General features: G+C 63.1%; 20 protein-coding genes. 11 read left to right on the top strand and 9 right to left on the bottom strand.

Annotated features, from left to right (window positions below; genetic code table 11):
- Positions 1–145: 145 nt before the first annotated feature.
- Positions 146–487: a winged helix-turn-helix transcriptional regulator gene (locus ACGYKA_RS04185; RefSeq protein WP_394408057.1), complete on the bottom strand. Its 342-nt coding sequence runs from the start codon at positions 485–487 to the stop codon at positions 146–148.
- 106 nt (positions 488–593) lie between these two features.
- Here ACGYKA_RS04185 and ACGYKA_RS04180 point away from each other — a divergent pair, with 106 nt between their 5' ends.
- From ACGYKA_RS04180 to ACGYKA_RS04160, 5 genes are read left to right on the top strand one after another with little or no spacing between them, the layout of a single operon-like run.
- Entirely contained in the window at positions 594–1,523 is a 930-nt protein-coding gene (locus ACGYKA_RS04180) for a ring-cleaving dioxygenase (protein ID WP_394413412.1), read from the top strand.
- Positions 1,520–2,224 (top strand): alpha/beta hydrolase, encoded by a 705-nt coding sequence (locus ACGYKA_RS04175; protein ID WP_394408051.1) that lies wholly within the window; start codon positions 1,520–1,522, stop codon positions 2,222–2,224. The genes ACGYKA_RS04180 and ACGYKA_RS04175 overlap by 4 nt, the downstream gene beginning before the upstream one ends.
- Before the next feature lie 11 nt (positions 2,225–2,235).
- A complete protein-coding gene (locus tag ACGYKA_RS04170) occupies positions 2,236–2,535 on the top strand; it encodes a GNAT family N-acetyltransferase (protein WP_394413409.1) in 300 nt (99 codons plus the stop codon).
- 13 nt (positions 2,536–2,548) lie between these two features.
- Positions 2,549–3,526: a pirin family protein gene (locus ACGYKA_RS04165; RefSeq protein ID WP_394408045.1), complete on the top strand. Its 978-nt coding sequence runs from the start codon at positions 2,549–2,551 to the stop codon at positions 3,524–3,526.
- Between the two features lie 55 nt (positions 3,527–3,581).
- Positions 3,582–4,163 carry a hemerythrin domain-containing protein gene (locus ACGYKA_RS04160; RefSeq protein ID WP_394413406.1) on the top strand — a complete coding sequence of 194 codons (582 nt, stop codon included), beginning with the start codon at positions 3,582–3,584 and terminating at the stop codon, positions 4,161–4,163.
- 215 nt (positions 4,164–4,378) lie between these two features.
- Here ACGYKA_RS04160 and ACGYKA_RS04155 read toward each other — a convergent pair whose 3' ends face one another.
- The 4 genes from ACGYKA_RS04155 to ACGYKA_RS04140 form a co-directional block, all read right to left on the bottom strand.
- Entirely contained in the window at positions 4,379–5,266 is an 888-nt protein-coding gene (locus tag ACGYKA_RS04155) for a hypothetical protein (RefSeq protein WP_394413404.1), read from the bottom strand.
- Between the two features lie 87 nt (positions 5,267–5,353).
- Positions 5,354–6,148, bottom strand: a complete 795-nt coding sequence (locus tag ACGYKA_RS04150) for a hypothetical protein (RefSeq protein ID WP_394413401.1) — start codon at positions 6,146–6,148, stop codon at positions 5,354–5,356.
- Entirely contained in the window at positions 6,145–6,618 is a 474-nt protein-coding gene (locus ACGYKA_RS04145) for a hypothetical protein (RefSeq protein WP_394413398.1), read from the bottom strand. Before ACGYKA_RS04145 ends, ACGYKA_RS04150 begins: the two co-directional genes overlap by 4 nt.
- 20 nt (positions 6,619–6,638) lie before the next feature.
- Positions 6,639–6,797 (bottom strand): hypothetical protein, encoded by a 159-nt coding sequence (locus ACGYKA_RS04140; RefSeq protein WP_394413396.1) that lies wholly within the window; start codon positions 6,795–6,797, stop codon positions 6,639–6,641.
- A gap of 391 nt (positions 6,798–7,188) precedes the next feature.
- Here ACGYKA_RS04140 and dusA point away from each other — a divergent pair, with 391 nt between their 5' ends.
- The gene (gene dusA / locus ACGYKA_RS04135) at positions 7,189–8,196 is read left to right on the top strand and encodes a tRNA dihydrouridine(20/20a) synthase DusA (RefSeq protein ID WP_394413393.1); all 1,008 of its coding nucleotides are present in this window, start codon (positions 7,189–7,191) and stop codon (positions 8,194–8,196) included.
- A gap of 2 nt (positions 8,197–8,198) precedes the next feature.
- On the opposite strand, the gene ACGYKA_RS04130 is transcribed toward dusA, so the two are convergent.
- A complete protein-coding gene (locus ACGYKA_RS04130) occupies positions 8,199–9,386 on the bottom strand; it encodes a multidrug effflux MFS transporter (RefSeq protein ID WP_394413390.1) in 1,188 nt (395 codons plus the stop codon).
- A 184-nt stretch (positions 9,387–9,570) separates the two neighbouring features.
- Here ACGYKA_RS04130 and ACGYKA_RS04125 point away from each other — a divergent pair, with 184 nt between their 5' ends.
- Both ACGYKA_RS04125 and ACGYKA_RS04120 read left to right on the top strand, forming a co-directional pair.
- Positions 9,571–10,392 (top strand): sulfite exporter TauE/SafE family protein, encoded by an 822-nt coding sequence (locus ACGYKA_RS04125; RefSeq protein ID WP_394413387.1) that lies wholly within the window; start codon positions 9,571–9,573, stop codon positions 10,390–10,392.
- Positions 10,393–10,543: 151 nt separating this feature from the next.
- Positions 10,544–10,798 carry a hypothetical protein gene (locus ACGYKA_RS04120; protein WP_394413384.1) on the top strand — a complete coding sequence of 85 codons (255 nt, stop codon included), beginning with the start codon at positions 10,544–10,546 and terminating at the stop codon, positions 10,796–10,798.
- 7 nt (positions 10,799–10,805) lie between these two features.
- On the opposite strand, the gene ACGYKA_RS04115 is transcribed toward ACGYKA_RS04120, so the two are convergent.
- Genes ACGYKA_RS04115 through ccmI form a run of 3 tightly spaced genes read right to left on the bottom strand, consistent with a single transcriptional unit; the run spans position 10,806 to position 12,737 of the window.
- Complete coding sequence (locus tag ACGYKA_RS04115) at positions 10,806–11,045, bottom strand: DUF1289 domain-containing protein (protein WP_394413381.1); 240 nt, start codon at positions 11,043–11,045, stop codon at positions 10,806–10,808.
- On the bottom strand, positions 11,038–11,511 hold the full coding sequence (gene ruvX, locus ACGYKA_RS04110; RefSeq protein WP_067264722.1) for a Holliday junction resolvase RuvX: 474 nt from the start codon (positions 11,509–11,511) through the stop codon (positions 11,038–11,040). The genes ACGYKA_RS04115 and ruvX overlap by 8 nt, the downstream gene beginning before the upstream one ends.
- Positions 11,508–12,737, bottom strand: a complete 1,230-nt coding sequence (gene ccmI, locus ACGYKA_RS04105) for a c-type cytochrome biogenesis protein CcmI (RefSeq protein ID WP_394413379.1) — start codon at positions 12,735–12,737, stop codon at positions 11,508–11,510. The genes ruvX and ccmI overlap by 4 nt, the downstream gene beginning before the upstream one ends.
- Before the next feature lie 196 nt (positions 12,738–12,933).
- On the opposite strand from ccmI, the gene ACGYKA_RS04100 reads away from it, so the two are divergent.
- From ACGYKA_RS04100 to ACGYKA_RS04090, 3 genes are all read left to right on the top strand, one after another.
- Positions 12,934–14,178, top strand: coding sequence for a sarcosine oxidase subunit beta family protein (locus tag ACGYKA_RS04100; RefSeq protein ID WP_322329468.1), 1,245 nt, complete (start codon positions 12,934–12,936; stop codon positions 14,176–14,178).
- A gap of 103 nt (positions 14,179–14,281) precedes the next feature.
- Entirely contained in the window at positions 14,282–14,572 is a 291-nt protein-coding gene (locus tag ACGYKA_RS04095; RefSeq protein ID WP_209218643.1) for a hypothetical protein, read from the top strand.
- Between the two features lie 108 nt (positions 14,573–14,680).
- Positions 14,681–15,010: a sarcosine oxidase subunit delta gene (locus ACGYKA_RS04090; RefSeq protein ID WP_209218644.1), complete on the top strand. Its 330-nt coding sequence runs from the start codon at positions 14,681–14,683 to the stop codon at positions 15,008–15,010.
- The last annotated feature ends 29 nt before the right edge of the window (positions 15,011–15,039 follow it).

Genomic DNA, 15,039 nt, shown 5'->3' with positions numbered 1-15,039 from the left:
CTGCAACACATCGCTTGACTACATCGGCAAGGGCCGGTTTGGGCCGAAAGCACCAATAAGTGCCAACTCAAAAGTTGCTGCGATTCCCGTTGCTAAGGGTTTTGATAGATTGATTGACCCGATTTACTCCGGTTTTTTTACGCACTTAGACTTTAATCCTTTCAAGACTCTTCAGCACTGCATGCACGGCAAGGCCTGTTTCAGTCAGCCCATAGGTCACCTTGGGCGGAATGGTATTCTCCTGTTCGCGCCAAACCAGCCCATCGGCTTCCAACTCCCGCAGGCGGGTGGTCAGCACCTTGGGAGAGATGCCGGTGATCTGGCGTCGCAACACACCGAAGCGGCAGGCACGCTGATCGCCTAACACGTAGATCACATGGGTTTTCCATTGTCCCCAGAGCTTGCGCAGCAGCGTGTCCGCCGCGCAGGGGATATCAACTGCGTCCCGGTCCCCGGGGCCGGGTGCCTTTTTCTGGGTGGTTTCCATTTGGTAACGACTTTCACTTGGTAACTCTCGCCTTACATAAGTTCCCAACCGACCGACACAATAAGCCGGAAGCGCTTCGCGCCGCTGGCATCGAAAGGAGAGCACCATGTCCCAAGGCACTTCCCGAGCCATCCCCGGCCTGCACCACGTCACCGCTATCTCCGGCCCGCCGCAGGACAACCTTGACTTCTGGGTGCGCACCCTCGGGCAGCGGCTGGTCAAACGCACCGTGAACTTCGACGATCCCGGCACCTATCACCTTTACTACGGGGATAAGGACGCGGCGCCCGGGTCGATCATGACATTCTTTCCATTCGTAGATGCAGGCCCGGGGCGCGCGGGGCCCGGCATGACGTCGGCGGTGGCCTATGCGATCCCCGACTTGGACCGGCGCATGGGGGAACTGGCGGAGGCCACCATCGACTTCGAAGGACCTTTCGATCGCTTCGGCGAACGCGCCATCGCGCTGCGTGACCCCGACGGGCTGCGGGTCGAGGTGATCGAAGGCGGCGCGCGGGACGAGGGGTTTCACAGCGTGACCCTTTGGCTTGAAGAGGTCGCGGCCACCGCCGCTGTGCTTGAGGCAATGGGCTACGTGCGCGAGGGCGAGGAGGCCGCCGCCACGGGCGGCACCGGCGGGACGGAGACCCGTATTCGCTACCGCTCGACCGAACCCGAGCGTGGTTCGGCCGTGGACCTAATGACCTCGGACGTTCGTTCAATCGGGCGCTCAGGCGCAGGCACTATCCACCATGTCGCCTTCCGTGCGCGCAACGAGGAAGAGCAGCTGGCATGGCGGGCGCGGCTCTCTGCCGCCGGCCAGCAGGTCACCCCGGTCATCGACCGGCAGTATTTCGACGCGATCTACTTCCGCACACCCGGCGGGGTGCTCTTCGAGATCGCCACTGATCCACCGGGATTCGCCGTTGACGAAGACCCAGCCCACCTGGGCGAGGCGCTGAAACTGCCCGAGAAATTTGAGCCTCACCGCGCTCAGATCGAGCAGGTGCTGCCGCAGATCCGGGTCCCGTCGTGAGCGGCCTCGGGGCGGTGACGCGCGGCACCGGTCCGCACGCGGGACAAAGGCTGGTCAGCGCTGGTGCTCCGGTGGAACGCGCACGGCTGGCTCTGGTGATGATCCACGGCCGCGGCGGCGCGCCGGAGGATATGTTCGGTCTGGCCAAACACTTTGCCCTGCAGGATCTCGCCGTGCTGGCCCCGCAGGCGGCCGGGCAGTCTTGGTGGCCGGACAGTTTCCTGGCGCCGCTCACGGCCAATGAGCCGGGGCTCGGCAGCGGGCTGAGCGTCATCTCCTCGCTGCTGGATGACCTGTCTGAGCAGGGTTTCGATCCAACACGCGTGGCGCTGATCGGCTTTTCGCAGGGGGCTTGTCTGGCGTTGGAGGCGGCGGCGCGGCTGGCCTGTCCGTTCCGCGCTGTGGCCGCGCTCTCCGGGGGGCTGGTCGGCACGGGCGAGGCGGGCGGCGTTCCGCGGGCCGACCTCTACGACCGTCCGGCCAAGACCTTCGACTATGCGGGCCGGCTGGCCGATGTGCCGGTGCTGCTCGGTTGTCACGAACGCGATCCGCATATTCCGCTGGCGCGGGTGCAGAAGAGCGCCGATGTGCTGCAGAACATGGGGGCCAAGGTCGAGACGCTGATCCTGCCCGGCGCCGGACATGGTATCGTCGCCGAAGAGGCCGACTGGCTGCGCAGGCAGCTGAACACCGAAATGTAAGGAGAGCACCCATGGACAGCGAGATCGAGATTACCCGCGAAGAGGGCGACAGCAAGGGCCGCTACCTGGCGGTGGTCGACGGCTACGAGGCCGAGATGACCTACTCCCGCCTCGGCGCCCGCGCGATCATCATCGACCATACCGGCGTGCCGGAGGCCCTGCGGGGCCGCGGCGTCGGCGAAGCGATGGTACGCCGCGGCGTAGAGGACGCCCGCGCCGAGGACCGCAAGATCGTGCCGCTTTGCCTCTTCGCCAAGGCACAGATCGACCGTCACCCCGAATGGCAGGACGTCCTGCAACGAAAAAGCTGAAAGGAGACACGTCATGAGCTGGAGCCCCTGTCCCGACCCAATCCCCGGGGACGCGAAGAGCGTCGATGCGGTGGAGACGTTGATCGTCCCGCGCGCCGTCGATATCGGCGAAATGGAAGTCCGCCGCGCGCTGCCTTCGGACAAGCGCCAGATGGTCGGCCCGTTCATCTTCTTCGACCAGATGGGGCCGGCGGAATTCCTGACCGATCAGGGCATCGACGTGCGCCCGCATCCGCATATCAACCTCGCTACGCTGACCTATCTCTTTGAGGGACAGGTCCATCACCGCGACAGCCTCGGCACCGATCTGGCGATCGAACCCGGCGCGGTAAACTGGATGAAGGCGGGCAGGGGAATAGTCCATTCCGAGCGCACCGCGCCCGAGCGCCGCAAGACCGGCCAGCGCTTGTTCGGCCTGCAAACATGGATGGCGCTGCCCGAGGCGGAGGAGGAAAGCGACCCCGCCTTCCTGCACTACGGCAAGACCGACCTGCCCACGGTTGAGGTCGAGGGACTGACCGCCCGGCTGATCGCCGGATCAGCCTTCGGCGTCGCCTCACCGCTCAAGACGGCCTCGGACACGCTTTACGTCGACGTGACCCTTGCGCCGGGGGCGAAGGCACCGATCGTGGCGAATACCGAGGAACGCGCCCTCTATACCATCCACGGCGGGATCGACGTGGCTGGGGATACCTTCGCGCCGGGGCAGCTACTGGTCCTCCGCCCCGGGGACGAGGTCACCGTAACGGGCGTCGATGACGGCACCGGCGCCCATGCGCGCTTCATGCTCTTCGGCGGCGCGCCGATGGAGGGGCCGCGCTACATCTGGTGGAATTTCGTCTCCTCGCGCCGCGAGCGCATCGAAGAGGCGCGCGAGGAATGGCGGCAGGGTAAGTTCTCGACGGTGCCGGGGGACGAGGCCGATTTCATCCCGGCGCCGGAGGGCAAGCCCAAGATCAAACGGGCGCAGGGAGGCGTCTTCTACCCATGACGTTGCCTCCTGCACCGGCGGTCGACGTTCACGAACAAGGACTTGCATGTCTATCATGACCGAATTTTCTAATCAGCCACTGGATCAACTCAGCCTCGACGAGGCTGCCCGCCCGACAGCGCCGCCGGTGCCGGAGGCGACGGATAGGCACCGTGCTCAGGGGCGACAGCTGGCGGCCATTCATCGGCACTATCTGATGGAGATGGCCCAAATCGGAGCGGTTCTGGCGCGGATCGAAGCGGGGGACAGCCCGCCCGATGACCTCAAGCGGATCGTGCTTTCGCTCGATATGGCAGAGAATTTCCGCGCCTTCGGTTCGCTTTGCGGACGCGAATGCCAAATTCTGAAGTTCCACCACGACATCGAGAGCACCGACATGTTCCCTCGGATCGAGGCGGCGGGTAAAGGCAAGTTCCGTGAGGTCGTCGCCAAATTGAAGGCGGAGCACGCGGTGGTGCATGAGTTGATCCTCCGCCTCGACCGCGCGGCGGACGTATTGACGGAAGATCCGAACGATGCGAATTTCCTTCATGCCGCCACCGCCTTCAGAAAGTTGGAGGAGGTCGTGCGATCTCATTTCAGATACGAGGAAACTGAACTGGCAGAGGCCATCGGTTATTATCTCGGATCGGTCTAACTATTCCTAATGGCCATCACTGCATTATTGAGATCGAAAAGCCTTTCGACAACTTGGAAGGGGCAAGCAATCTTCAATTCAAAAAGACCCTTCGTTTCGCAGCGAACGGCGGCTCCTAATCTACACCAAGGGCGGTTTGCCGACTTTCGCTGCAGGTGCGCAATGCGGTGCCAAAGTGCATGATCGGCAGGTGGAACCATAAAGTTGAAGCTGCGTCAGCCGCCAAAACCAGCAACCGAACCGGACGTCACCCATGCACTGGAGCATTTTCCGTCATAGGCAACATTCGGTGGCCAGCTAGCCTCGTTCAGGCCGCAGGCGACAAGACGTGCGTCGAAATCGAGCATGGACCACGGAAGGTCATCGCCGCGCTTGTCCCTATCGGGCCAGACGATGCCGCTGAAACCGTTTTCATTCCAGCATTCGAAGGCTCCCGTGGCGTCGTAGGGGCTGAGATACCCCATGATCGCGGCGTCCTCAAAGGCGGCGGTGTAAAGCGCAATTTGACCCGCGTCAGAGCCTTCCTTACTTTCGACCAGACCGACTTCGCGGCAAGCATAGCCGCCATAAGGCGTATCTCCAGGCAGTCGTTGGCGCGGGATGTAGAAGGGGCGGCTGTCTGCGGAAGGGCCGGTGCGCGCGCCATTTGGCGCAACGCCGCGTGTCGTCAGCAGAGCGTCAATTTCAGCGCGCAGGGCGGGCACCATACAGGTTAAAGTGCGCTGCGGTTCGGACCCGCGTCCGAACAGGTCGAGCGAGATTTCAACGTGACTGTTATCCACGGCATCAATCGCACGGCGCAGGTTGAGCACGGCGTGTCCGCTCTCGTCGAAGAAAGTCAGACCATAACTGTCCCAAGGGTAGCCACCTGTCCCGAGTGTCATCGCAAAGGGAATATCCCGTGCCACCTCGCTGTGTGGTCCCTTAGAGATCGCCGGATCAACGTTAAGAGTCAAAATCTCCATCTCGGTCATCGGGTGGACCGTGCGGCAGAGTTTAATTTCTTCTGCATCTTCGGTCACACAAAGCACATCGGTTTCCAGAATGCCTTCGTCGCAAAACGCAGCGGCTTGGCTCGCAGCCAGCACAGCTGCAATTGTCATAGTTTTCCGCATCTTCCCCCCACTGCGCTCAAAATTGAAAGTGCCATGTGTTATGTCTGTGTCGTAGATTTAAGCTTCGGCGATCCGTTACTGAAGCATCTGTAGGTACTGCTGATCCACCCAGCCCGTGGCACAGGGGCCGTTGTAGGGATGCCCCATGTCTTCAGGACGGATTACGCATTCGCTAACGGCGATCGGGATCGCCACCGCGCGAAAAGCGCCATGCACGGCCAGCACCTCAACTTCGTCACCGTTATATAGCTGCCACCACACGGGTGTTGCGGCATTGGGGCTGCTCCACTGGTAGACAGGTACCGTTGTATCGGTCTGCACGCGACCGACTGTCTCTGGGGTCGGCACGATTTCATCACCCGAGAAAAACAAGCCCACAGGCCCGCGATCCACAAACCCGAGCTCCATCGTGGCGAGGTCGGCGTAGACGGTTTGCGGCAGGCACAGTTCCTGTTCAATCGGCATCTGCCAATCAGCGGTTTGCAACCAGGCTTCGGCAGGAAGATCAAGCCGCTGTTCGTCTTCCTCTTCGTTCCACGGCACCGCCATATGAAGAATGCGCGGCATGGCGTAGGGTTCGTCCCAAAAGCCCAGTTCGACCTTGAGCGTTTCCTCGTCGAGCCAGCCAAAAGTGTAGTGGGTCAGCGCCCCATCGGCGGTCAGAGGAACGTCATAGCGCAGCTCACCGGAGGCCAAGTGGTGCCGCACCATTTCAAACCGCGCATCAGACTGACAAACAGTAATCTGCTCCCGCTCCGCCTCGGGCGCGTTGGTGGCGCATTGAAACACCACCTCGCCCGAACACACCCCCTGCGCCTGTGCGGCAGAGCCGAGGCTCGCCGCGATCAGGGCCGCAGCCCAAGGTCTCATGGGGAGACCTGCGCATTGTCGATCATCATGATGAACTCACCAAGGCTTTGCTGAACAGACCCCGCATCGCAGGACAGGTCGGCAATCTCGTTGCCGTCCTGATAAACGGTGAGGCCACCGCCGACCTCGGCGTCGCCCCGTTCGGCCCACCAGTATACCTCGTAGCCATAGCCGTCTTCGGTTTGGAAGGTGACCGACTCGCTCATCATCGTGCCCATGCCCGTGCCCTCGTTGTAAAGCAGGGAGGCCTTGTCGACGATGATTTCCTTCTCGAGTTCACCGCTGGTTTGGAAAAAGCCATAAGAGGCCATATCGCCGTCCATCCAGAAGGCATCGCAAACCTCAACGGCCTTTGCGCCACCGTTAAAGGTGCAGCTGAACATCTCCGACCCGTCCAGTTCGCAGTAAGAGCCGGCCATTGCGGCAGAAGAGGTCATCATGGCCAAAGCCGTCAGAAGTGCCCGTTTCATGGGAATATCCTTTTGAGAAGTTAGAGCGATTGGGAATGTGTCTTTTGAACCTTGCGGCGGACCTGAAAAGCCCCCAAGAGCGCGAAGCCGATAAATGCCACCCCGAGCCCGACATCCTTGAGGGCCTCTTTTACGCGCGACCCAAGCTCGACATGGGCGGTTCGAGTAAGCTTGCTCATGGAGAATACGCTCCGAATTATACGTTCTGAAACGCTGCCGCGGTAAGGCCCGATCCACACATAGGCGGAGCCTAATGGTCTGAAAGTAGTAATTAAAAATCTGTTTTTGCTTTGCGCGAAATTGATAATTTTAACAACGCTACAATGCAAGTCGGCGCGTCCGCGAAAAAATTCTCCTTGGTTTGATTCCCGACTTCCCTGGTTCAGACAGAGAAGCAAGGGAGGCGGCGCGCGGGGTGAACACGGGCGGAGTAAGTGGCGGTGTTCTGGCAGTTCAGATGTGCTACACGGTAGCAATCCTGAATCGAAAACCCCGGAAAACCGGGGGAAACCCCCGGAAATCCACGCCAAGCGTGCTACATCAAGCTCATTCGGAGATGAGGTTAAGCTATTGAAAAATAATGTTGAAAGAGCAGCACGGCTGAGCGTTGCACCCATGATGGATTGGACCGACCGCCACTGCCGCTACCTCCACCGTCTGCTCAGCCGCGAGACCCTGCTTTACACCGAGATGGTGACCGCCCCCGCCTTGGTGCGCGGTGGCGCGTTGCATCTGCTGGATCACGACCCTGCAGAACATCCCGTTGCATTGCAATTGGGCGGGTCGGACCCGCAGGAGCTGGCGCAGGCGGCGCGGTTGGGGGCCGCGGCGGGCTATGATGAGATCAACCTTAATTGCGGCTGCCCCTCTGACAGGGTGCAATCGGGCGCATTCGGGGCCGTCTTGATGCAGCAGCCGGGGCTGGTGGCCGATTGCGTCGACGCGATGCGCGCGGCTTGCGATGTCGAGGTGACGGTGAAATGCCGCATCGGGGTGGACGATCAGAACCCCGAAGAGATCCTCCCCGAGTTCCTGTCCCGGATCGTGGCGGCGGGCTGCACCCGGGTGACCATCCATGCGCGCAAGGCGTGGTTGCAGGGGCTAAGCCCCAAGGAAAACCGCGATATTCCGCCACTGGATTATGACCTCGTCCATCGAATGAAAGGGCTGTTCCCGAACCTGCATATCTCGGTCAATGGCGGGATCACCTCGCTTGATCAGGCCGAAGCCTTTCTCGATGCGGGGCTCGATGGCGTCATGGTGGGGCGCAGCGCCTATCACGCGCCTGCGGATATCCTCGCCACGGCAGATCGGCGCATCTATGGGCAGGGCAGTGACAGCAGTGCGGAGGCGGCGGTGCAGGGGATGTTGCCCTATATCGAGGCCCATTTGGCAAGCGGCGGGCGGCTGGGGCAGATCACCCGTCATATGCTGGGGCTTTTCGCCGGGCGGCCCGGTGCGCGGCAGTGGCGGCGTATCCTCTCCGAAGGGGCGCATAAGCCCGGCGCGGGTCCAGAACTGGTCGAAACGGCCTTAGCCGAGGTCGCCGCGGCACAGGACATGGCCGCGGCGGGGTAGGGTCAGACGCTGGGTTCAGCCACAGGGCGGGGCCGCAGCAGCGCCAGTGTGAGCAGGGCCGCCACCAAACCGCAGGCCGCGATGGCCCCCAGCATGGGCGTGACGCTGCCGTCGAAAAACGGCCCGGCCAGCGCGATGGAAAGGCCCCCGGCCACCATCTGCAAGGTGCCGCCCAAGGACGAGGCCAGCCCCGCGATATCGCCATGGTCATCCAGTGCCACGACCATCACCGTCGGCACCACCACGCCAAGGCAAGCATTGGCGCAGAACAGACCCGCCATCACCAGATAGAGCCCCGGCTCGGTAACCAACGCGGTGACAAAGATCGCGGCGGAAAAGAGCACGAAGCCCGCGACCCCACGCCGGACGAGGCTGCGCATGCCCCAGCGTTCACCGAGCCAACCCGCCAATTGCGAGGCCGAGAAGAAGCCAATCGCATTGGCTGCGAAGGCCAGCGAGAACCCCGTCGGCGCCAGCCCGTATTGCCCGGTATAGACGAAGGGCGCGAAGGCGATGAAGACAAAGAAAGACCCCATGGCGAAGCCGCCGATAAAGGTCAGCCCCATGAAGATCGGATCGCTCAGTAGCACTTTCGCCCCGCGCCAGAGGCTGCGCGGGTTGATCCGAACGCGGCGCTCTGCGGGCAAGGTCTCGGGCTGGGCGGTGGCGGTGAGGGCCAGCGCGGCAACCGCCAGAACGCCAAGGGCGATGAATATTGCGCGCCAATCGGCCAAGGCCAGAACCGCGCTGCCCGCCAGCGGGGCCAGCATGGGCGAGATCGAGATCACCAGCATCAACATCGCCATCAAGCGCGTCGCCTGCGTCCCGGTATATTGATCGCGGATGATCGCGCGGGGCACCACCATCAGCACCGCGCCGCCCAGCCCTTGCAGGGCGCGCCAACCGGTCAGCGCCGCCATCGACGGGGCGAAGGCCGCCCCGAAAGAGGCGACCAGAAACAGCGCGAGCCCGACCATGATCGGCAGTTTGCGCCCCGCCTGATCGGCCCAAGGGCCGTAGAAAAGCTGCCCCAGCCCAAAGGCGATGAAATAGGCGGTGATCGTCGCCTGAACCGCCGTCTCAGAGGCGCCATAGCTGGCGGCGATGGCAGGCATGGCGGGCAGATACATATCAATGGCGAAGGGGCCGACCAGCCCCAGCAACCCGAGAATGAGCGCTGAACGTAGCACGAGATGTCCTTTCGGATGGAATGGCCGGGGCCATATGGGGCAGGCGGCAAACGGTCGGTGCGCTTGGGGCCCACAATCGCGCGCAACCTAACTGCCCCCGGGCAAAGTGCAAGCCCGCCGTTATCGCCTTGAACCCCCCGCGCGAAACGGCTTGATAGAGCCAAAGACAGCCGGGGAGGGGCCCATGCCAGAATTGAACGATCTATTGCCGATGCTGGTGCTGCTCGCCCTGATCGGCGGTTTTGCCGGGATTTTGGCAGGGCTTTTGGGCGTCGGCGGGGGTATCGTCTTGGTCCCGGCGTTCTTTTATGTGCTGCAATCGCTGGGCTACGGCGGGCCGCAGTTGATGCAGATTTGCCTTGCGACCTCTCTGGCGACGATCATCGTCACTTCGGCCCGTTCGGTTCATGCGCACAACAAGAAGGGCGCGGTGGATTGGGAGATTTTGCGCACTTGGGCACCGGGGATTATGCTGGGGGCCATTCTGGGCGTGCTGCTGGTGTCGCAACTGCGGACCCAGACGCTACAGGTGATCTTTGGCGGGTTGGCGCTTTGCGTGGGTCTCTACCTTGGCTTCGGGCGCAGCGAGTGGCGCTTGGGGGAGACCATGCCCCGCGGCCTTAAACGCGCGCTCCTGTCGCCGATGGTGGGCTTTTTGTCGGTGCTCATGGGGATCGGTGGCGGCAGCTTTGGCGTGCCGCTGATGACATTGCACGGGCGGCCCATTCACAAGGCCGTGGCCACGGCGGCGGGCTTTGGCCTCTTGATCGCCGTGCCTTCGGTGATTGCCTTTCTGTTTGTCGACATCGGCCAGAACCGCCCGCCGCTGACGCTCGGCGCGGTCAACCTCGCAGCCTTTGGGATCGTCGTGGTGATGACGCTGATCACCGCGCCTTGGGGCGTGCGGCTGGCCCATGCGATGGGCCCCAAACCGCTGCGGCGGGTCTTTGCCGTCTTCCTCGTACTGGTGGCGCTGAACATGCTCAGAAAAGCGCTTTGGGGCTGAGGCGACCCGGTTTTGACCTTACTCCTGCCGAAATGCGGCTCTTTCTGCCCAATTTCGGACAATGTTCACTTAATTGCCGCAATCTCGACACAAATTGCGGGCTAAATGGCATAATAAACGCGGAATCATCCGAACCAAGGGACGTGACGAGATGCGCCGAAGCGGGACCAAAGCGATCATCCTCAAAGGGCAGGGCAGCGACCTCGCCTATTGGAGACCTGCGCGCCGGGGTCGTCGGGCGTTTCGTTTCGATGGGATGTTCACCCGTGAGACCTGCCTGACCTTCGCCCGTGCCTCTGCGCCTGCCGCCAACTACAACGCGGCCCCGATGGGGCATCAGGACGCGACCAATGGCGAAGCGGCTCTTATTTTCCTGAACCAGATCGTCCAGCGCCGCGGCGCCTGAGCCCGCCTTAGTCGCGCCGCCGGGCCAGCCGCGCCGCGCGGCCCCCGCGCCGTTTCGCATGGGCGCTTTCGCGTGAGGGCAGTTCCGCCATGATGGCGAGGCGTTCCTCGGCGCTCATCGCGGACCAGCGGCCAATCTCGTCGATCGACCGCAGACAGCCGGTGCAAAGACGGCTTTCGGGATGCACCACGCAGATGTTGATGCAGGGGCTTTCGACCTCATCACGTTGCCAGACCTTCTTAGTCACGGCGCATCACCTGCAAACGGTCCAGAAGCCCCTGAAGGATATAGCCCGCCGCCACATGGTCGATGACCTCTGCCCGGCGTTTGCGGGTGGTGTCGGCCTCAAGAAGCGCGCGTTCGGCGGCCACGGTCGACAGGCGCTCGTCCCAATAGGTGATCGGCAGCGGGCTGAGCCGGTCGAAGTTGCGCGCGAAGGCGCGGGTCGACTGGCAGCGCGGCCCCTCGGTGCCATCCATATTGCGCGGCAGCCCCAGAACCAGCCCGCCGATGCGGCGTTCCGCGATGATCTCGGTCAGCCGTGCGGCATCGACGCCGAACTTCTTGCGCCGCACGGTTTCCAGCGGGGTGGCGACGGATTGGAAACTATCGCTCACGGCCACGCCGATGGTTTTCTCACCCAAGTCCAGCCCGATCAGCGCCTGCATCGGGGGCAGGGCGGCGATGAAATCTGCGGTTTCGTCGTAAATCATCCTGCCACCCCTGCGCGTTCCCCGGCGCTGCGGATCATGTCCAGCGCCGCATTGTCGCCCGAGAAGACCTCAAGCGCGTTATCATAGACCGCCCGGGCCTGATCGGTATCGCCCAAGACCCCCAGCGACGTGATCAGCCGCGCCCAGTCCTGCGGTGGGCCGCCTTCGCTGGCCAGACGGTCCGACAGCCCCGCGACCATGCCGCCGATCATCTCCATCCGGTCATCCGCGCTCATCTCCGAGGCGGCTTCGATGTCTTCGGCCGAAGGGCCGCGCGCGGGGGCGCCAGTGCCAATCTGCGGCATCTCGTAATTCACCCCGGCAAGTGCGGCGACCTGAGCGATCTGCGCGCGGATCGGCTCGATCCAGGGGGCATCGACAGGCCCGCGCCGCAGCAGCGCATCCCATATGCGAAAGCCCACATCGGGCCGTCCGGTCTGCACCATCATTAGGCCGAGGTAATAGCGCGCCCGGCCATCCTGCTCATCGCGGTTCAACACCTCGCGCAGGGCGGTTTCCGCCTCGGGCGAGACATAGCCGCCCGCTGCCAGCACCAAGAGTTCGGCATAATCCGCGATATCCTTGGCGGTGCGGTCGGCGCCTTTGAGGCGCAGCACATTGGCCTGCGCCTCGGCGGCGGCGGGGAAATTTCCGATCCGGGCTTCGTTCTGCGCCAGAAGGGTTTGCCCTTGCAGGTCTTCGGGCCGGTCTTTGACCGTGGCGCGCAGCTGTTGCATCAAGGCGAGGTAATCGGCGCTCAGCCCTTCGGTGGCAGGGCTGGGGGGCAGGCTCTCCACCGCGCTTTGCTGGCTGGGCCGGTTGCGGCGCATATCCTCGGCAAAGGCGATGCGGTCAGCGAGGGCCAGATCGCCATAGCCGGGCTGCCCCAGATGCCAATAAAGCGCCAAAGACCCGGCGCCCAAAGCCACGACCCCGGCGATCAGCACCAAGGGCGCGGGGCGCGCGGCGGTGTGCGGGCCACCATCGCGGGCGGCATCGGCCGCGAGGATCCGGCGCGAAATCTCGGTCCGGATGCGGGCGGCGTCGGCCTCGGGGACAACCCCGCGTGCCACGTCGCGCTCAACCTCATCCAACTGGTCGCGGTAGACCTTCAGATCATAGTCCGCCTGAGCGGGCAGGGGCGTATCCGCGCCGCGCCAAGCGGCCCGCGCCAAAAGACCGCCCACGACAAGCGCCATCGCGCCAGAGAGAAACCAGAATATCATGGCTTCTACCTAACCTTTGACCGCCGCCGACAAAAGACCGCAAATGCCGCCTGCCCTGCGGCATTTTTCACCAATCGCGCTGCATGTCGCAAAACCGCGTCCAAATGCCGTGGTGGTCATTTCGCTTATCTGCTCCTAGGCTCAGAACTGAGCACAGCCGCCCGCGCGGCCCGAATCCTTGCCGGGAAGTGACGTGATGAAGAAATACTCCGTTTTCGCAGTGGCCCGAGAGGCGATGCGCCATCATACGGGCTGGACCCGCGCATGGCGGGATGCGCAGCCGAAAAAGCGCTATGACGTGATCATCGTGGGCGCGGGCGGGCATGGGCTGGCGACGGCCTATTATCTGGGCAAGAACTTCGGCATCACCAATGTCGCGGTGCTGGAAAAGGGTTGGCTTGGCGGCGGCAACACCGGGCGCAACACGACGATCATCCGCTCGAACTACCTGCAAGACCCCTCGGCTGCGATCTACGAAAAGGCGCGCAGTCTGTATGAGACGATGAGCCAAGACCTGAACTACAACGTCATGTTCAGCCCCCGTGGTGTCATCATGCTGGCGCAGACCGAACATGAGGTGCGCGGCTACAAACGCACGGCCCATGCCAATGCTCTCCAAGGCGTACAGACCGAATTCATCGGGCCGGACCGGGTCAAACAACTGGTGCCGATCATCAACATCGACGGGCCGCGCTACCCGGTGCTGGGCGGGCTTTGGCAGGCGCGCGGCGGCACCGCGCGGCATGATGCGGTGGCTTGGGGCTATGCGCGGGCCTGCTCGGATATGGGCATGGACATCATCCAGAAATGCGAGGTCACCGGCGTGCGCCAGACGGGCGGCAAGGTGACCGGCGTCAGCACCACACGCGGCGATATCGACTGCGACAAGCTGGGGATCGTCGTGGCCGGGCATTCGGGCCAGCTGGCGAATATGGCGGGCTTTCGTCTGCCGATCGAAAGCGTGGCCTTGCAGGCGCTGGTCTCGGAGCCGGTCAAGCCCTGTATGGATGTCGTCGTCATGGCCAACACGGTGCACGGCTATATGAGCCAGTCCGACAAGGGCGAGATGGTCATCGGGGGCGGCACGGACGGGCATAACAACTACACCCAACGCGGCAGCTTTCACCATATTGAAGAGACGGTGCGCGCGTTGGTTGAGACCTTCCCGATGATCTCGCGGCTCAAGATGCTGCGGCAATGGGGTGGCATCGTGGATGTGACGGGCGACCGCTCTCCGATCCTCAGCAAAACCCCGGTCGAGGGGGTCTTTATCAATGGTGGCTGGGGCACGGGCGGCTTCAAAGCGATCCCCGGCTCGGGCTGGGGCTTTGCGGAGTTGATGGCCAAGGGGCATTCGCCCCTGACCGACGCCTTCGGGCTTGAGCGTTTCGCCGAAGGCCGCTTTATCGACGAATCCGTGGCCGCCGGGGTGGCGCATTGATGTTGTGGATCGGCCACAATTCGCCGCTGCTCAGCACGGGGGGGAACGCCAGTGCCCGGCCCGGGGTTACCCGTTCAGACATTGAATATAACGGAGCTGAACAATGGCAACCCCGGATCACAACCGCACGGATCACGTCGATCATACCAACACCACCACAACCACGACCACGACCGATCGTGGCGGCAACAGCGGCCTTGCCTTCATCGTGGGCGCGGTCGTCGTCGTGGTGGCTTTGCTGGCCTATTTCCTCTTCGCGGGCGGTGACCTTGATGGCGCGAATGACGTCAACGTCAACATCGAAGGTGCAGCCGAAAGCACTGGTGAGACTATTGAGGGCGCGGCCGAAGGCACGGCGGATGCCGTCGATGAGGCCGCAACCCCGACCGAGTAAACCCCCCTCGGCCACGCGCGCAGCGTCGCCTTTTCACGATTCACGCCGCTCTGCGCAGTCGCGCCGGGGCGGCGTTTTGCCGTTCTCTACCCGCGTAGGAGCTTGCCCATGCTGATCCTCACCTGTCCTTGCTGCCATGTCACCGCCGAAGAGACGGAGTTTCACGGCGGCGGGGAGGCGCATTTGAAACGCATCGGCCCCGGCGGCTCCGAAGAGGATTTCGAGCGCTACCTCTTCATGCGCGAAAACCCCAAGGGCGTGCATCTTGAGCGTTGGCGGCATGTCTATGGCTGCGGCAAGTGGTTCCACATGGCCCGCGATACCGCCACGCTCGAAGTCTTTGGCAGCTATCCCGCGCAGACCCTCGCCCCGCCCGATCACATCCTTGAGGCGATCCGCAAACGCCATCCCGATTGGCAGTGGCAGCGCGCCAGCTAGCCCCCGACCTCGTGTTTCGCCCCAGCATT

Source organism: Sulfitobacter sp. 1A15106 (genome assembly GCF_043556995.1).
GTDB lineage: Bacteria > Pseudomonadota > Alphaproteobacteria > Rhodobacterales > Rhodobacteraceae > Sulfitobacter > Sulfitobacter faviae.
The sequence above is the reverse complement of the archived record's forward strand: the minus strand, read 5'-3'. Positions and strand labels throughout refer to the sequence as shown.